Annotated in this window: 8 protein-coding genes (1 of these 8 only partly in view); 6 read left to right on the forward strand and 2 right to left on the reverse strand. The window is 74.9% G+C overall.

Features of this window, described 5'->3' with window-relative positions:
- From AB0I41_RS06400 to AB0I41_RS06415, 4 genes are all read left to right on the forward strand, one after another.
- On the forward strand, positions 1–9590 hold the 3' portion of the coding sequence (locus AB0I41_RS06400; protein ID WP_357102505.1) for a type I polyketide synthase. The gene continues 1996 nt to the left of window position 1, outside the view; the window shows 9590 of its 11586 coding nt (coding positions 1997–11586); its start codon lies beyond the left edge, outside the window; its stop codon occupies positions 9588–9590.
- A gap of 75 nt (positions 9591–9665) precedes the next feature.
- Positions 9666–9968 (forward strand): hypothetical protein, encoded by a 303-nt coding sequence (locus AB0I41_RS06405; protein WP_357102507.1) that lies wholly within the window; start codon positions 9666–9668, stop codon positions 9966–9968.
- The gene (locus AB0I41_RS06410; RefSeq protein ID WP_357102510.1) at positions 9968–10870 is read left to right on the forward strand and encodes a proline iminopeptidase-family hydrolase; all 903 of its coding nucleotides are present in this window, start codon (positions 9968–9970) and stop codon (positions 10868–10870) included. The genes AB0I41_RS06405 and AB0I41_RS06410 overlap by 1 nt, the downstream gene beginning before the upstream one ends.
- A 17-nt stretch (positions 10871–10887) precedes the next feature.
- Positions 10888–12459 carry an amino acid adenylation domain-containing protein gene (locus AB0I41_RS06415; RefSeq protein ID WP_357102512.1) on the forward strand — a complete coding sequence of 524 codons (1572 nt, stop codon included), beginning with the start codon at positions 10888–10890 and terminating at the stop codon, positions 12457–12459.
- A 9-nt stretch (positions 12460–12468) separates the two neighbouring features.
- On the opposite strand, the gene AB0I41_RS06420 is transcribed toward AB0I41_RS06415, so the two are convergent.
- Together AB0I41_RS06420 and AB0I41_RS06425 are read right to left on the reverse strand one after the other, a co-directional pair.
- Positions 12469–13455 (reverse strand): ACP S-malonyltransferase, encoded by a 987-nt coding sequence (locus tag AB0I41_RS06420; protein ID WP_357102514.1) that lies wholly within the window; start codon positions 13453–13455, stop codon positions 12469–12471.
- The gene (locus AB0I41_RS06425) at positions 13452–15023 is read right to left on the reverse strand and encodes a phenylalanine aminomutase (D-beta-phenylalanine forming) (protein WP_357102516.1); all 1572 of its coding nucleotides are present in this window, start codon (positions 15021–15023) and stop codon (positions 13452–13454) included. The genes AB0I41_RS06420 and AB0I41_RS06425 overlap by 4 nt, the downstream gene beginning before the upstream one ends.
- Before the next feature lie 332 nt (positions 15024–15355).
- Here AB0I41_RS06425 and AB0I41_RS06430 point away from each other — a divergent pair, with 332 nt between their 5' ends.
- A complete protein-coding gene (locus AB0I41_RS06430; RefSeq protein WP_357102519.1) occupies positions 15356–15481 on the forward strand; it encodes a hypothetical protein in 126 nt (41 codons plus the stop codon).
- Positions 15481–15936 (forward strand): SRPBCC family protein, encoded by a 456-nt coding sequence (locus tag AB0I41_RS06435; protein ID WP_357102521.1) that lies wholly within the window; start codon positions 15481–15483, stop codon positions 15934–15936. Before AB0I41_RS06430 ends, AB0I41_RS06435 begins: the two co-directional genes overlap by 1 nt.
- Positions 15937–15963 lie beyond the last annotated feature (27 nt).

Here is a 15963-nt window from a genome sequence, read left to right on the forward strand (position 1 = left end):
TGATGCAGGTGTTGCCGGTTGGTGGGGCGATGGTGGCGGTGCAGGCGTCGGAGGGGGAGGTGCGGGCGGCGCTGGCGGGGCGGGGTGTGGTGGTCGGGTCCTTTGGAGCTGATGACGTAGACGATTCAGCCTCCGACATCACGGCGTCGGGCGGTGCTGGGGTGGACGTCGCCGCGGTCAATGGTCCCCGGTCGGTGGTTGTTTCTGGTCCGGAAGGCGCGGTGCTGGCGCTGGCCGAGCAGTTCACCGTGCAGGGTCGCAAGACGACCCGGCTTCGGGTGAGTCACGCGTTCCACAGTCAGCTGATGGATCCGATGCTCGACGAGTTCCGGGCTGTCGCGGCGGGGCTGACCTACGCCTTGCCGCAGCTTTCGGTGGTGTCGAACCTGACTGGTGCGCTCGCCACGAGCGAGTTGACTGATCCGGATTACTGGGTGCGGCACGTCCGGGAGGCGGTCCGTTTCGCCGACGGCATCACGGCGCTGCACACCGCTGGGGCGACCACGTTCCTGGAACTCGGTCCGGACGCGGCGCTCACCCCGCTGATCGAGGGGATCCTCACCGACGACGTCACCGTCGTGCCGTCCCTGCGGCGTGATCACGACGAACCCCGACAGGCCCTGACCGCGCTGGCCAGGCTGCACGTCACCGGCACCACCGTCGACTGGACCGCACTGCTCCCGACGACCACCCGTACGGTCGACCTGCCCACCTACCCCTTCCAACGGCAGCGCTACTGGCTGCACACCCTCGACTACCTCGCCGAGTCCTGGCTCGCCGGATCGATCGGCGACGACCCGGCCGCGCTCGGCCTGACCCCCGTCGATCACCCGCTGCTGCGCGCGGCCGTGGCCACCGCCCACGCCGACGGCCTTGTCCTCACCGGCCGGCTCTCCCGGCAGGCCCAGCCCTGGCTCGCCGACCACGACGTGCTCGGCACCGTGCTGCTGCCCGGCACCGGCCTGGTCGAACTCGCCCTGCGCGCCGGCGAGGAGGCGGGCTGCCACCGCCTCGACGAGCTGACCCTTACCGCACCGCTGGTGCTGCCGGAGCGCGGCGACGTCATGGTGCAGGTCGTCGTCGGCGACCCGGACACCGCCGGGCGCCGCACCGTCGGCGTCTACTCCCGGGCCACCGGGGGCCGCTGGACGCTGCACGCCGACGGGCTGCTCGCCGCCGACGCCGCCGAGCCGTCCGTCGACCTGACCGCCTGGCCGCCGCCGGGCGCGACCCCGCTGGCCACCGAGGGCGCGTACGAGCGGCTGCGCGGGCGGGGGTACGCGTACGGGCCGACGTTCCAGGGGCTGCGGGCCGCCTGGGAACGCGGCGACGAGCTGTACGCCGAGGTGGCCCTGCCCGACGAGGCGCACCCCGACGCCGCGCGGTTCGGCCTGCACCCGGCCCTGCTCGACGCCGCCATGCACGCCTCCCTGCTCCAGGACCACGACGGTTCCGGGGCGACGCTGCTGCCGTTCGCCTGGAACGGCGTCTCCCGGCACGCCGTCGGCGCCACCGCGCTGCGGCTGCGGATGACCCCCACCGGCCCGGACAGCGTCACCCTCACCGTCGCCGACCCGTCCGGGCGGCCGGTGCTCACGGTCGGGTCGCTGGTCTCCCGGCCGGTCTCCGCCGCCCAGCTCGACGGCGTCCGGGCCGGCCGCGACCAGGTGCTGCACCGGGTGCGTTGGCAGCCGGCGGCCACCCCGGACCGCACCCCGGACCCGTCCGACTGGGCGGTGGTCGGCGACAGCGCCGCCGTACCCGGCGTGCCGGCGTACGCCGATCTGGACGCGCTGGGCGCGGCGGCCGACGTACCGGAGGTCGTGCTGCTGGCGCTCGGCGGCGGCGACGGCGACGTGCCGGCGGCGGTCCGGGAGGCGACCGGGGCGGCGCTGGCGGCCGTGCGGGCCTGGCTGGCCGACGACCGGTTCGCCGGCTCCCGGCTGGTGCTGCTCACCCGGGACGCCGTGGTCACCGGGCCCGACGACCGGGTGGCGCTGGACCAGGCGCCGGTCTGGGGCCTGGTCCGGGCGGCGCAGGCGGAGAACCCGGACCGCTTCGTCCTCGCCGACATTGACGGCCGGCCGGAGTCCCGGGCCGTGCTGCCGGCGGCCCTCGCGGCGGGACAGCCGGAGCTGGCGCTGCGCGCCGGACAGCTGCTCGTACCCCGGCTCGTCCCGGCGGCCGACGCCGCGCCGCCCGGCCACGCCACGAGCGACGCCGGGACCGGCGACGACCAGGCAACCGTCGCCGCCGGCACGGCACTGGTCACCGGCGGCACGGGCGGCCTCGGCGCGCTGGTGGCCCGGCACCTGGTCACCGCGCACGGCGTCCGTCACCTGGTGCTCACCAGTCGGCGCGGGTCCGCCGCCCCGGGCGCGGACGCGCTGGTCACCGAGCTGACCGGGCTCGGCGCGACGGTACGCGTGGCGGCCTGCGACGCCGCGGACCGGGACGCACTCGCCGCCGTGCTGGCCGCCATCCCCGCCGCGCACCCGCTGCGGATCGTGGTGCACGCCGCCGGGGTCGCCGACAACGGCGTGGCCGCCACCCTCACCCCGGAACGGCTGGCGGCCACCCTCGCGCCCAAGGTGGACGGCGCCTGGCACCTGCACGAGCTGACCCGCGAGGCGGACCTGTCCGCCTTCGTGCTCTTCTCCTCCGCGGGCGGGCTGGTGCTCGCCGCCGGCCAGGCCGGCTACGCGGCGGCGAACGTCTTCCTCGACGCCCTCGCCGAGCACCGGGCCGCGCTCGGACTGCCGGCGACCTCGCTCGCGTACGGGCTGTGGGCCACCGACGCGGGGCTGGGCGCCGCGCTCAGCGACGCCGACCTGGAACGGATGGCCCGGCAGGGGTTCCCCGCCCTCACCGAGGCCGACGGGTTGGCCGCGTTCGACACCGCGCTGCGGGACCGGCCGGTCACCCTCGCCCCGCTCCGGATCGACCCGGCCGCCGTGCGCACCGACACCGGCATCCCCGCGCTGCTGCGCGCCCTGGTCCGGGCGCCCCGGCGGTTGCGCCGCGCCACCGACACCCCGGCCGGCGCGACCGCCGGGCGGTTCGCCGGCCTGTCCGGCCCCGACCGGGTACGCGCCCTGCGCGACCTGGTCCGCGCCCAGGTCGCCGCCGTCCTCGGGTACGACTCCGCAGAGGCGGTGGAGCCGGACCGCGCCTTCTCCGAGCTGGGCTTCGACTCGCTGTCGGCGGTGGAACTGCGCAACGCGCTCGGCGCGGCGGCCGACCTGCGGCTGCCCGCCACGCTGGTCTTCGACTACCCGACCGCCGACGCCGTCGCGGCGTACCTCGACTCGCTGCTCGGCGGGGTCTCCGCCGACGCCCCCACCCAGGCCGGGCCGCGCCCGGTGGACGAGCCGATCGCGATCGTCGGGATGAGCTGCCGCTTCCCCGGTGGGGTCGGTTCGCCGGAGGAGCTGTGGCGGCTGGTCGCCGACGGGGTGGACGCGATCGCGCCGCTGCCCACCGACCGGGGCTGGGCCGACGACCTCTACCACCCCGAGCCGGGCCGCCCCGGCCGCTGCTACGCCCGGGCCGGCGGGTTCCTGCCCGACGCCGCCGACTTCGACGCCGGCTTCTTCGGCATCAGCCCCAACGAGGCGTACGCGGTGGACCCGCAGCAGCGGCTGCTGCTGGAGTGCGCCTGGGAGGCGTTCGAGCGGGCCGGGATCGACCCGGGCACGCTCAGGGGCAGCCCCACCGGCGTCTTCGCCGGCCTGATGTACCACGACTACGGCTACGGCAGCTCCGCCGGCGGCAGCGCGGCGGCCGGCCGGGTGTCGTACGTGCTGGGCCTGGAGGGCCCGGCGGTGGCGGTGGACACCGCCTGCTCGTCGTCCCTGGTCGCGCTGCACCTGGCCGTGCAGGCGCTGCGTTCGGGGGAGTGCTCCCTCGCCCTCGCTGGTGGCGTGACCGTGATGGCCACCCCGGAGATCCTGATCGAGTTCTCCCGGCAGCGCGGCCTCTCCCCGGACGGCCGGTGCCGCTCCTTCGGGGCGGGCGCCGACGGCACCGGCTGGGCCGAGGGGGCGGGCTTCCTGCTGGTCGAGCGCCTGTCGGACGCCGAACGCCTCGGCCACCCGGTGCTGGCGGTGGTCCGGGGCACGGCGGTCAATCAGGACGGCGCGTCGAACGGCTTCTTCGCCCCGAACGGGCCGTCCCAGCAGCGGGTGATCCGGGCGGCGCTGGCGTCGGCGGGGGTGCCGGCGGTCGAGGTGGATGTGGTGGAGGCGCACGGTACGGGCACCACGTTGGGTGATCCGATCGAGGCGCAGGCGTTGCTGGCCACGTACGGGCAGGACCGGCCGGCGGACCGTCCGCTGTGGCTGGGGTCGGTCAAGTCGAATCTGGGGCACACGCAGGCGGCTGCCGGTGTCGCCGGCGTGATCAAGATGGTGCAGGCGATGCGGCACGGCCTGATGCCACCGACGCTGCACGCCGAGGAACGCTCCCCGCAGGTGGACTGGTCCGCCGGGGCGGTGGAGCTGCTGACCCGGCCCCGCGAGTGGCCGGTGAACGGGCACCCGCGCCGGGCCGGTGTCTCCTCGTTCGGCCTGTCGGGCACCAACGCCCACATCATCCTCGAACAGGCCCCGCCGCTCCGAACCGTAACCGGTGAGCCGGAGGACGGGCCCCTCGCGCCCCTGCCGTGGCTGCTCTCCGCCCGCTCGGAGGCGGCGCTGCGAGCCCAGGCCGCCCGGCTGCACCGGCATCTGTCAGGCCGGCCGGAGCTGCGGCTGCCGGACGTGGCGTACTCGCTGGCGACCGGCCGCGCCGCCCTGGAACAGCGGGCCGCCCTGCTGGGTGCCGACCGCGACGAACTGCTGGCCGGGCTGGCCACCCTCGCCGAGGGTGGGACGGCGGCCGTCCTGTCGGGAACGGCCCGTGGTGGCCGGCTGGCGGTGCTGTTCACGGGTCAGGGTGCGCAGCGGCTGGGTATGGGTCGTGAGCTGCATGCCGTGTTTCCGGTGTTCGCCGCTGCGTTCGACGCGGTGGTGGCGGAGTTGGATCAGCATCTGGATCGGCCGTTGCGATCGGTGATCTGGGGTGAGGACGAGGACCTGGTTCGCCGGACGGGTTATGCGCAGGCGGGTTTGTTTGCGGTTGAGGTGGCGTTGTTCCGTCTGGTGGTGTCGTGGGGTGTGCGGCCGGATTTTGTGGCGGGGCATTCGATTGGTGAGTTGGCTGCGGCGCATGTGGCGGGGGTGTTGTCGCTGGGGGATGCGGCGCGGTTGGTGGCGGCGCGGGGTCGGTTGATGCAGGTGTTGCCGGTTGGTGGGGCGATGGTGGCGGTGCAGGCGTCGGAGGGGGAGGTGCGGGCGGCGTTGGCGGGGCGGGGTGTGGTGGTCGGGTCCTTTGGAGCTGATGACGTGAACGGTTCAGCCTCCGGCCTGGCGGCCTTGGCCGGTGGTGGCATGCCGGCTTCCTCCGCCGACGTCGACGGCGACGTCGACGGCACCGGCGACGGTGCTGGTGTGGACATTGCCGCTGTCAATGGTCCCCGGTCGGTGGTCGTTTCCGGTCCGGATGGCGCCGTGCTGGCGCTGGCCGAGCAGTTCACCGCGCAGGGTCGCAAGACGACCCGGCTGCGGGTCAGTCACGCCTTCCACAGCGGTCTGATGGACCCGATGCTCGACGAGTTCCGGGCTGTCGCGGCGGAGCTGACCTACGCCTTGCCGCAGCTTCCGGTGGTGTCGAACCTGACCGGTGCCCTCGCCACGAGCGAGTTGACCGATCCGGATTACTGGGTGCGGCACGTCCGGGAGGCGGTCCGGTTCGCCGACGGCATCACGGCGCTGCACACCGCCGGCGCCACCACGTTTCTGGAACTCGGTCCGGACGCGGCGCTCACCCCGCTGATCGAGGGGATCCTCACTGACGACGTCACCGTCGTGCCGTCCCTGCGGCGTGATCACGACGAACCCCGACAGGCCCTGACCGCGCTGGCCCGGCTGCATGTCACCGGCACCGCCGTCGACTGGACCGCGCTGCTCACCGGCGCCCGCGTCGACCTGCCCACCTACCCCTTCCAACGGCAGCGCTACTGGCGTCCCGAGCGGGCCGGTGGCGAGGGAGCCACCCCGGCCGGCCTCGCCGCGACCGAGCATCCGCTGCTCGGCGCGTCGGTCACCCTCGCCGACACCGGCGGCGTGCTCTTCACCGGCCGGCTCTCCGTCGACACCCAGCCCTGGCTCGCCGACCACGCGGTCGGCGACACCGTCCTCTTCCCCGGCACCGGCTTCGTCGAGCTGGCGGTCGCCGCCGGTGAACGTACCGGCACCCCGGTGGTCGAGGAGCTGATCCTGCACGCCCCGCTGGTGCTCCCCGAGAACACGGCGGTCGCCCTCCAGGTCGCCGTCGGCGCGCCCGACGAAACCGGCTCCCGGGCGGTCACCGTCCACTCCCGCGCCGGCGAGGCCGACCCGTGGATCCGGCACGCCGACGGCCGGATCGGCGCCGGCGGCACCGCGCCCGCCGTGGACCTGACCGCCTGGCCACCGCCGGGCGCGACCCCGCTGCCGACCGGCGACGCGTACGAGCGGATGGCCGAGCGCGGCTACGGCTACGGTCCCACCTTCCAGGGGCTGCGCGCCGCCTGGCAGCGCGGCGACGAACTGTACGCCGAGATCGCCCTGCCGGACGCCGCGCACGCCGACGCCGAGCGGTTCGCGTTGCACCCGGCCCTGCTCGATGCCGCGCTGCACGTGCTCGGGCTCGCCGACGGCGACACCGACGACCAGGGCACCACCATGCTGCCGTTCTCCTGGAACGCGGTCACCCCGCACGCCACCGGCGCCCGGGGCCTGCGGGTCGCCATCCGCCCCACCGGGCCCCGCGAGGTCTCCCTCGACCTCGCCGACCTCTCCGGCGCGCCGGTGGCCGGCGTCGGGTCGCTCGCCCTGCGGGAGGTCGCCGCGGAGCAACTCCGGGCCGCCGCGCCCGGCCGGCAGGACGGCCTTTACCGGCTCGCCTGGACCCCCGCCGAGCTGCCGGCCACCGCCACCGGCACCGGGTGGGTCGCCGTCGGCCGGTCCGCCGACGGCGACCCCGCGGACTACCCCGACCTCGCCGCGCTCGGCGCCGCCGTGGACGCCGGTCTCCCGGCGCCGGCCGTGGTGCTCTTCCCTGTCTCCCGACCAGAGACCACGCCCGGCTTTCGGGCCCCCGCCGACCGGGGACGTACCGGGGGAGCGGGGCGGCCGGTCGGCACCGTCGGCGGACCCGACGGTGCCGAGCCGACCAGCGACATCGACGTCCCGGCGGGCGTTCGCAGCTGCGTGCAGGAGGTGCTGGACCTCGTCCAGGGCTGGCTCGCCGACCCCCGCTTCACCGCCGCCCGGCTGGTCCTGCTCACCGAGGGCGCGGTCGGCGCCGACGGCGCGGACGTGGCGCTGACCCAGGCACCGGTCTGGGGGCTGGTCCGGGCCGCGCAGGCGGAGAACCCCGGCCGGTTCGTCCTGCTCGACACCGACCGGACCGCCGCCTCCCGGGACGCCCTCGGGCCCGCCCTGGCCGGGGACGAGCCCGAACTGATGCTGCGCGCCGGCCGCGTCCTGGTGCCCCGCCTGGTTCGGGAGCCGTACGCCCCGGCCGACACCCCGGCCGGGCTGGACCCAGACGGCACGGTGCTGGTCACCGGCGGCACCGGCGGGCTGGGCGCACTGGTGGCCCGGCACCTCGCCGGGGCGTACCGGATCAGGCACCTGCTGCTGACCAGCCGGCGCGGGCCGGCGGCGCCCGGGGTGGACGAGCTCCGCGCCGAACTCGCGGAGCTCGGCGCCACCGCCGAGGTGGTGGCCTGCGACGTCGGCGACCGCGACCAGCTCGCGGCGCTGATCGCCGCCGTCCCCGCCCGGCATCCGCTGACCGCCGTGGTGCACGCGGCGGCGGTGGTCGACGACGGGGTGGTCGGCTCGCTGACCCCGGAGCGGATCGACGGCGTGCTGCGGCCCAAGGTGGACGCCGCCTGGCACCTGCACGAGCTGACCCGCGACGCCGACCTGGCCGCGTTCGTGCTCTTCTCCTCCGCCGGCGGGCTGGTGCTCGCCGCCGGGCAGGGCGGGTACGCCACGGCCAACGTCTTCCTCGACGCGCTCGCCCAGCACCGCGTGGCGGCCGGCCTGCCGGCCACCTCGGTCGCCTACGGCCTCTGGGGCACCGACGTCGGCCTGGGCGCGTGGCTCACCGAGGCGGACCTGCAGCGGATGGCCCGCCAGGGTCTTCCGGCGCTGACCGTCCCGGAGGGGCTGGCCGCCGTCGACACCGCGCTGCGGACCACCCGCGCGACGCTGGTGCCGGTGAAGGTCGACGTGGCGGCGCTGCGCGCCCGCGCCGACGACCCGCCCGCGCTGCTGCGCGGCCTGCTGCCCCGGGTACGCCGGCGCAGCGCCGCGGCCGCCGTCGACCCGGAGTGGTTCGCCCGCCGGCTCGCCGGCCAGTCCCCGGCCGAGCAGGAGCGCCAGGTCACCGAGCTGGTACGCGGCCACGCCGCCGCCGTGCTCGGCCACGACGGCCCCGAGGCGGTCGACCCCGAACGGGACTTCCTCGAACTGGGCTTCGACTCCCTCGCCGCGGTGGAGCTGCGCAACCGGCTCAACGCGGCGACCGGACTGCGGCTGGCCCCGATGGCGGTGTTCGACAACAAGAACCCCGCCGCGCTGGCCCGCCACGTCCGCGCCGAGCTGGCCCCGGCCGCCGACCGCGCGCCCGCCCCCGAGCCAACCGGCGAGCCGGACACGCTGGCCGGGCTGTTCCGGGCGGCGGTGCTGGGCAACGAGGTGCTCAAGGGCTTCAACCTGCTGCGGGCGGTCGCCGACCTGCGCCCCCGGTTCACCTCCGCGGCCGACTTCGGGGCGGTCCCGCCGGGCGTCACCATGGCCGACGGCCCCGGCTCACCCGTGCTCGTCGGGATCAGCACCCCGATGGCCACGGGCGGCCCGCACCAGCACGCCCGGCTGGCCGCCGCCTTCCGTGGCCGGCGTCCGATGGTGTCGCTGACCAACCCCGGCTTCGTCGCCGGGGAGCGGCTGCCCGACTCGGTGGACGCGGTGGTCGACGTGCTCGCCGAGGGGATCGTCCGGGCCGCCGCCGGACGCCCGTTCGTCCTCGTCGGCTACTCCTCCGGCGGGACGCTCGCGTACGCCACCGCGGGCCACCTGGAACGGAACCGGGGCGTACGCCCGGCCGGGGTGGTGCTGATGGACACCTACCGGGTCGACACCGACGACCGGGACCAGTCCCGGCTGATGGAGCAGCTCACCGTCGGGCTGGTCCAGGCCGACGCCCGCTTCGGGCTGCTCAACAGCGCGGCGCTGTCGGGGATGAACCGCTACTTCGACCTGGTGCCCCGGTTCCGGCTGGACCCGGTCGAGGCCCCGGTGCTCTTCGTCGGCGCGGCCGAGCCGTTCCAGCCCGACGCGGCCGACGAGGACGGCTCCTGGCAGGCCCGGCCCTGGGAGCCGACGCACGAGTACCGCCCCGTCCGGGCCACCCACTTCACCATGATCGAGGACCACGCGGCGGTCGCCGCGGCGGTCGTCGAGGAGTGGATCGGGACGCTCGCCCCTAGGGGCTGATAGGGGTATGGACCGCCCGTCCCGATCCATAGTGTCTGCCACGGGAAGCGATCGACGCACGATAGGGAGCAACGGATGAGCACCGACGGCAGCTGGCAGCTGGACATCGAGAGCCCGCTCGGCAAGCAGAGCCTCTGGGTCGACCTGACCGCCGAGGGCGAGAAGCTGACCGGCAAGGCCCGGGCCAATGGCCAGGTCATCGACCCCGACATCATCGACGGCGAGCTGGTCGGCGACGTCGCCGCGTGGAAGATCAAGTGCCGCAAGCCGGTCCCGCTGACCATGAAGATCACCGTCACCGTCAACGGCGACACCATGACCGGCAAGGCCAAGCCGGGCATGTTCGGCACCTTCCCGGTCACCGGCCGCCGAATCTAGTGACCGCACCGACGACCAAGGGGACGGCGCCGTTCGGCGAATTCCGGACCTGGTACCGGGTCACGGGGGAGCTGTCGCCGCAACGGACGGCGCTGGTGGTCGTGCACGGCGGCCCCGGCAGCACCCACGACTACCTGACCAGCCTCTCGGTGTTCGCCGACGGCGGCATCCCCGTCGTCCACTACGACCAGCTGGGCAACGGTGGCTCCACCCATCTGCCGGGCCGGCCGGCGGAGTTCTGGACCGTCCAGCTCTTCCTGGACGAGTTGGACAACCTCCTGCGTCACCTCGGGATCGCCGACAACTACGTCCTGTTCGGACACTCCTGGGGCGGCCTGCTCGTGGCCCGGCACGCGGCGGCGGCGCCGGCCGGCCTGAAGGGCCTGATCATCGCCGACGCGCCGGCGTCGTACCCGCTCTGGCTGGAGGCGATGGCGGAGCTGCGGGCCGCGCTGCCGCCCGGGGTCGACGAGACCCTGCGCCGGCACGAGGCGGCCGGTACCACCGACAGCGACGAGTACCACGCCGCCACCAAGGTCTTCTACGACCGGCACCTGTGCCGGCTCGACCCGTGGCCGCGCGACTACCAGGCCTCCTTCTACGAGCTCTACAACGACCCGACCGTCTACCTCGCGATGAACGGACCGAGCGAGTTCCACGTCATCGGGTCGCTGCGGGACTGGGGGGTCACCGACTGCCTCGCCGACATCGCGGTGCCGGCCCTGGTCATCTCGGGCCGCCACGACGAGGCCACGCCGGCCACCGTCCAGCCCTTCGTCGACCTCGTCCCGGACGCGCGCTGGGAGCTGTTCGACGACTCCAGCCACGTGCCGCACCTGGAGGAGCCGGAGCGGTTCCGCCAGACGGTGGGCGACTACCTCAAGACCGTCGCGCAGGTGTGAAGAAGGACGGACATTCGATGACCGACGCGGTCGGGCGGTTCCCCGCCGACACCCTGGACCAGTTCGTGCTCGGCCCCGCCGCGGTCACCCCGGACAAGCCGGCGGTCATCGAGCGGGCCGGCGGTGCGCTGGTGACGGTCACCTACGGCGAGCTGGCCCGCGCGGTCGACGCGCGGGCCACCGCGCTGGCCGAGGCCGGGGTCGGCGCCGGCGACCGGGTCGTCATCGAGTCGCAGACCTCCGCCGCCGCCATCGCGCTGCTGCTGGCCTGCTCCCGGCTCGGCGCGGCGTTCATCCCGGTCGACCCGGACACCCCGGACCTGCGGGTACGCGCCATCGTCGAGGCGACCGACCCGGTGCTGCACGTCCGGCCCACCGGCCGCCCGGCGCGGGACCTGCCGCCGACCACCGCCGTCGCCGAGTTCGGCCCGGACGGGCTGGTCGCCCCCGCCGGCAAGCCCCGGCAGCACCGCCGGCGCGCCGTGGTGGGCACCGACCCGGCGTACCTGATCTTCACCTCCGGGACCACCGGCCAGCCCAAGGGGGTGGTGCTCAGCCACCACGCCGCGCTGGCCTTCTACCGGGGCGCCCAGCGCTTCGGCGTGGTGGCCGCCGACGACGTGGTGGCCAGCACCTCGCCGTTGGCCTTCGACGTCTCCCTCTTCGACCTCGGGGTCACCCTGGGCAGCGGGGCGACCCTCGCGCCGGTGCCCCGCGAGTTCCTGAGCTTCCCGCGCCGGCTGCTCGGCTTCCTCCGGGACGCCGGGGCGACCGTGGTGCACGGCGTGCCGTCACTGTGGCGGCCGCTGCTGCGCCACGAGCCCGACGGCCTGGCCGCCCTGGACCGGCTGCGCGGCATCCTCTTCGCCGGGGAGAACTTCCCCCTCGCCGAGCTGCGCCGGCTGCGCGAGCTGCACCCGGGACTGCGGGTGGTCAACGCGTTCGGCGCGACCGAGACCGTCGCCTGCTCCTTCGCGGAGGTGCCCGACCCGCTCCCCGCCGGCGTCGAGCGGCTCTCCATCGGCGACGGCTACCCGGGCGCCGAGCTGCTGCTGGTCGACACCGACGGTGTGGTGGTCGACGCGCCCGGCGCGGTCGGCGAGATCCACGTCCGCTGCCCGTCGCTGTTCAGCGGCTACTGGGACGACCCGGCGGCCACCCGGCAGGTGCTGGTGCCCGACCCCCTGGAGCCGCGTTCCGGTCAGCTCGTCTACCGCTCCGGCGACCTGGCGTACCGGGGGGCCGACGGGGAGCTGTACTTCTGCGGGCGGGCGGACTCGATGGTGAAGATCCGGGGCAACCGGATCGAGCTGGGCGAGGTGGAACGCCGCCTGCTGGACCACCCGGCGGTCGGCGCGGCGGTGGCGGTGGCGGCCCCGGCGGCCGACGGCGAGCCGAGCCTGCACGCCTTCGTGGTGCCCCGGGAGGGCGCCACCGTCGGCGCGGCCGAGCTGGTGGAGCGGTGCCGGCGGAGCATGCCGGCGTACATGATCCCGGCGCGGTTCCACTTTCTGGCCGCGCTGCCGCTGACCGCCAACGGAAAGGCGAACCGGACCGCGCTGGCCGAGCTGGCCGGCGCGGCCCGGTAGGCCGCCGGGTCACCCCACCAGGGTCCGCTGCCGCAGCCGGGGCCGCAGCGCGAGCGCCGGGGTCAGGGTCAGCACGTCGAACGGGCGCCGCGCGACGTCCACCCGCCCCCAGAGCCCGTCCGGCCCGGAGACGCAGAGCCGCGACACCCCGTGGGCGCGCAGCGTCTCCAGCGCCCCGGGCCAGCGCACCTGCCGGACGATCCCGTCCAGCAGCAGCCGGCGCACCTGCTCGCCCCGGGTCAGCACCGCGCCGTCGTGGTCGGAGACCATCGGCAGCCGCGGGTCGGTGAACGGCAGCCCGGCGACCAGTTCCCGCTCCACGGTCGCCCGCAGCGGGGCGAAGGCGGCCGAGTGCATCGGTGGGCTCATCGTGTACAGCGGCAGGCCGCCCCGCGCCCGTACGGCCGCCTGGAGCCAGTCCAGGCGGTGCTGGCGGACCGAGAGCATCCAGAAGTCGTCGTCGACGTGGCAGGCCGTCTCGTACCACTCGCCGGCCTCGTCCAGCTCGCCGAGGATCTCCACCAGCCGGGCCCGGGGCGTACGGGCGAAGGACTGGGTGACCACGTCGCTGTGCGCGTGGGCGAAGTACTCCGCCAGGTGCCGGTTCCAGCCGACGGTGAGCCGTACCGCGTCGGGGAAGCTGAGCGCCCCGGCGTAGACGGCGGCCGGCGTGCCGCCGAAGCTCGGGCCGATGACGATGTCGGGCCGTACGTCCAGCGCCTCCTCCGCCCAGAACGCCAGCGCCAGGCAGACCACCAGGAACGCCACCCGTTCGCTCTCCGAGTAGGCCCCCTCGGCCTGCCGGTAGCGGTCCACCAGCGACCAGCCGAGCGTCTCGTCGGCCGCCGCGGTCAGCCTGCGCGCCTCCGGGTTGATCAGCAGGAAGCGCCCGACCTGCGCGAACGAGCTGGGGCTGATGCCGGGGAAGACCACGGCGGTGGCCCCGCCGCCGTGGTCCTCCGCCCCGACGCCGCCGTCCGGGATGGGGCCGGTCACAGCAGGACCTCCGACCGGTACGCCGGCGGCGCGGCCAGGATCTGGCTGGCGATCGCCTCGACATGGTCGGTGATGGTGACGTCCCGGTCGAGGTAGGGGACCAGCTCGCGGGTCCGCTCGTAGAGCTCCCGGGTGACCGGGGAGAGTCCCTCGTTGCCCCGGATGTCGACCGCCTGGGCGGCGCAGAGCAGCTCGAAGGCGACCACGTAGGTGGCGTTGGCGAGCACCTCCCGGGCCCGGCGGGCGGCGACGAAGCCGAACGAGACGATGTCCTGGAAGTCGCCGGTGCTGGTCAGCGACTGCACGGACATCGGCACCGCCATGGCCCGGGTCTCGGCGGTCAGCGAGGCGGTCATGAACTGCCCGCCCATCAGGCCGAGCCGCAGGCCCGGGTTCTCCCGGCACAGGAACGCCGGCAGCCCGTTGCTGTTGCTCTTGTCCAGGAACCGGTCGATCCGCCGGTTGGCCAGGTTGGTCAGGGTGGTCAGCGAGATGACCAGGTGGTCCATCGCCATCGCCACGTACTGGCCGTGGAAGTGCCCGTTGTGGAACACGTCGTTCTCGTCCGGCACCACCAGCGGATTGTCGTTGGACGAGTTGAGTTCGGCCTCCAGCGTCTCGCTGATCCGGACGAAGCTGTCCAGCACCGGCCCGAGGATCTGCGGCGTGCAGCGGATCGAGTACGCGTCCTCGATGGGCTGCGAGCCGGCCTTGGCCGAGGCGCCCATCTCGGCGGCCAGCGCCGCCTCGGTCTCCTGCTCGTTGACGGCCAGGGTGGACTCCTGGAGAGTGCGCCAGAGCCGGCCGGCGATCTCGCGCTGCCCCTTGTGCGGCTTCAGCTCGTGCACCCGCGGGTCGAACGGCTTGGTCATCCCGCGCAGCCCCTCGACGGAGAGCGCCGAGACCGTCAGGTACGTGTCCAGCAGCCGGTTGGCCTGCGCGAATACCAGGCTGCCGAGGCCGACCATGCCGGAGGTGCCGTTGATCAGCGCCAGCCCCTCCTTGAAGCTGAGCGTCATCGGCTCGATGCCGGCCAGCCGCAGCGCCTCGGCGCCGGGCATCGTCTCGCCCCGGTAGCGGGCCCGCCACTGGCCGACGCAGGCCAGCGCGATCGCGGCGAGCGGGCCGAGGTCGCCGCTGGTGCCCAGCGACCCCTTCTCCGGCACGCACGGGATGATCCCGGCGTTGTACACGGCGATCAGCTTCTCGAGGTTCGCCGTCGAGATCGCGGAGTTGCCCCGGGCCAGCGACACGATTCGGGAGAGCATGATCGCCCGGACCGTCCGGTCGTCCAGGTGCGGCCCCACGTTGGTGGCCACCGCGTTGATCAGGTTTTCCTGGAGCTGCTGGGCCATGGTGACCGGCACCAGCCAGTCGACGAAGCCGCCCATGCTGGTGTTGACGCCGTAGATGACCCGGCCCTCGTCGACGAAGCGTTCCAGCGTCTCCCGGGAGGTCTGGACGCGCTGCCAGACCTTGTCGTCGAGACCGACCGGCACCGAGTGCGTGGCCGCCGCCTCCAGTTGCTCCAGCCGGACCCACTGGTCGGCTGCCACAGTGAATTCCACGAGATCGAACCCCCTCCGCGGGACGGATGTCAGCGTTGTCCGCGTCGGGCCGGACCATCGGGCAGCGCGGTGTCGCACTGCCTGTGAGCAGGTGCCCCGTGGAACCCGACGGGTGCGCAGGGTCAGTCAAGCCCCGCCGTCGAGGCGGGACCAGACCGGCGTACCCCTAGAAGGGCGCGACCGGCCCCTAACCCGGGCCCGGTCCGAACCCCTTGCCGCCGCCCGGGGCCTCCGCGCCCCGGCCGGCTAGGCGCTGCGGCCCCCGGGCCGGGGGAGTGCGTTCCCTCCGCCGGGGGAGGCCCGGCCGGGGACGCGTTCCTAGCGTGGCTGGCATGGAGACGACAGGAGCTGCCCGGGTCCCCGCCGTGACGGCGGCCGGGGTGTCACTGCTGGTCTTCCCGTTCCCGGTCCGGGGGCCGCTGCTGGCCGCCGCCGCGCTCACCGGCGGGGTGCGCTGATGTTGGTGCGCACGAGGACCCTGGTACGCCGGCCGCCGGAGGCGGTCTGGCCGCTGCTCTGCGACTCGCGGATCACCTCGACGCCCCGCTGTCCGGTGTTCCGGCTCGGCGCGCCCACCCCGGTGGAGTGCCGCCTGCCGGCGGGGCCCGGCGCGGTCGGTGCGCCCCGGCAGTGCGTCTCCGACCGGGGCGTCGTACACCAGCGGATCACCGAGTGGTCGCCGCCGGCCCGGCTGGCCTTCCGGATGGAGCGAACCGACCTGCCGTTCGGCTCCTGCGTCAGCGCGTTGAGCGACACCTTCGAGCTGGCGCCGGCGGCCGGCGGCCGGGCGACGCTGCTCACCCGCAGCACCCGGGTCGAGGTGCGCGGTCGGCTGCGCTGGGCCAGGGCCCTGGCCGTCCGGATCGGGCTCAAGGCGGTGCACCGGTTCGTGTTCCGCGACTGGCGCCGCTGAGCGCCCCTCGGCGTTCCCCGGCGGTGG

The sequence above is a fragment of the Micromonospora sp. NPDC050200 genome (genome assembly GCF_040656135.1).
GTDB lineage: Bacteria > Actinomycetota > Actinomycetes > Mycobacteriales > Micromonosporaceae > Micromonospora.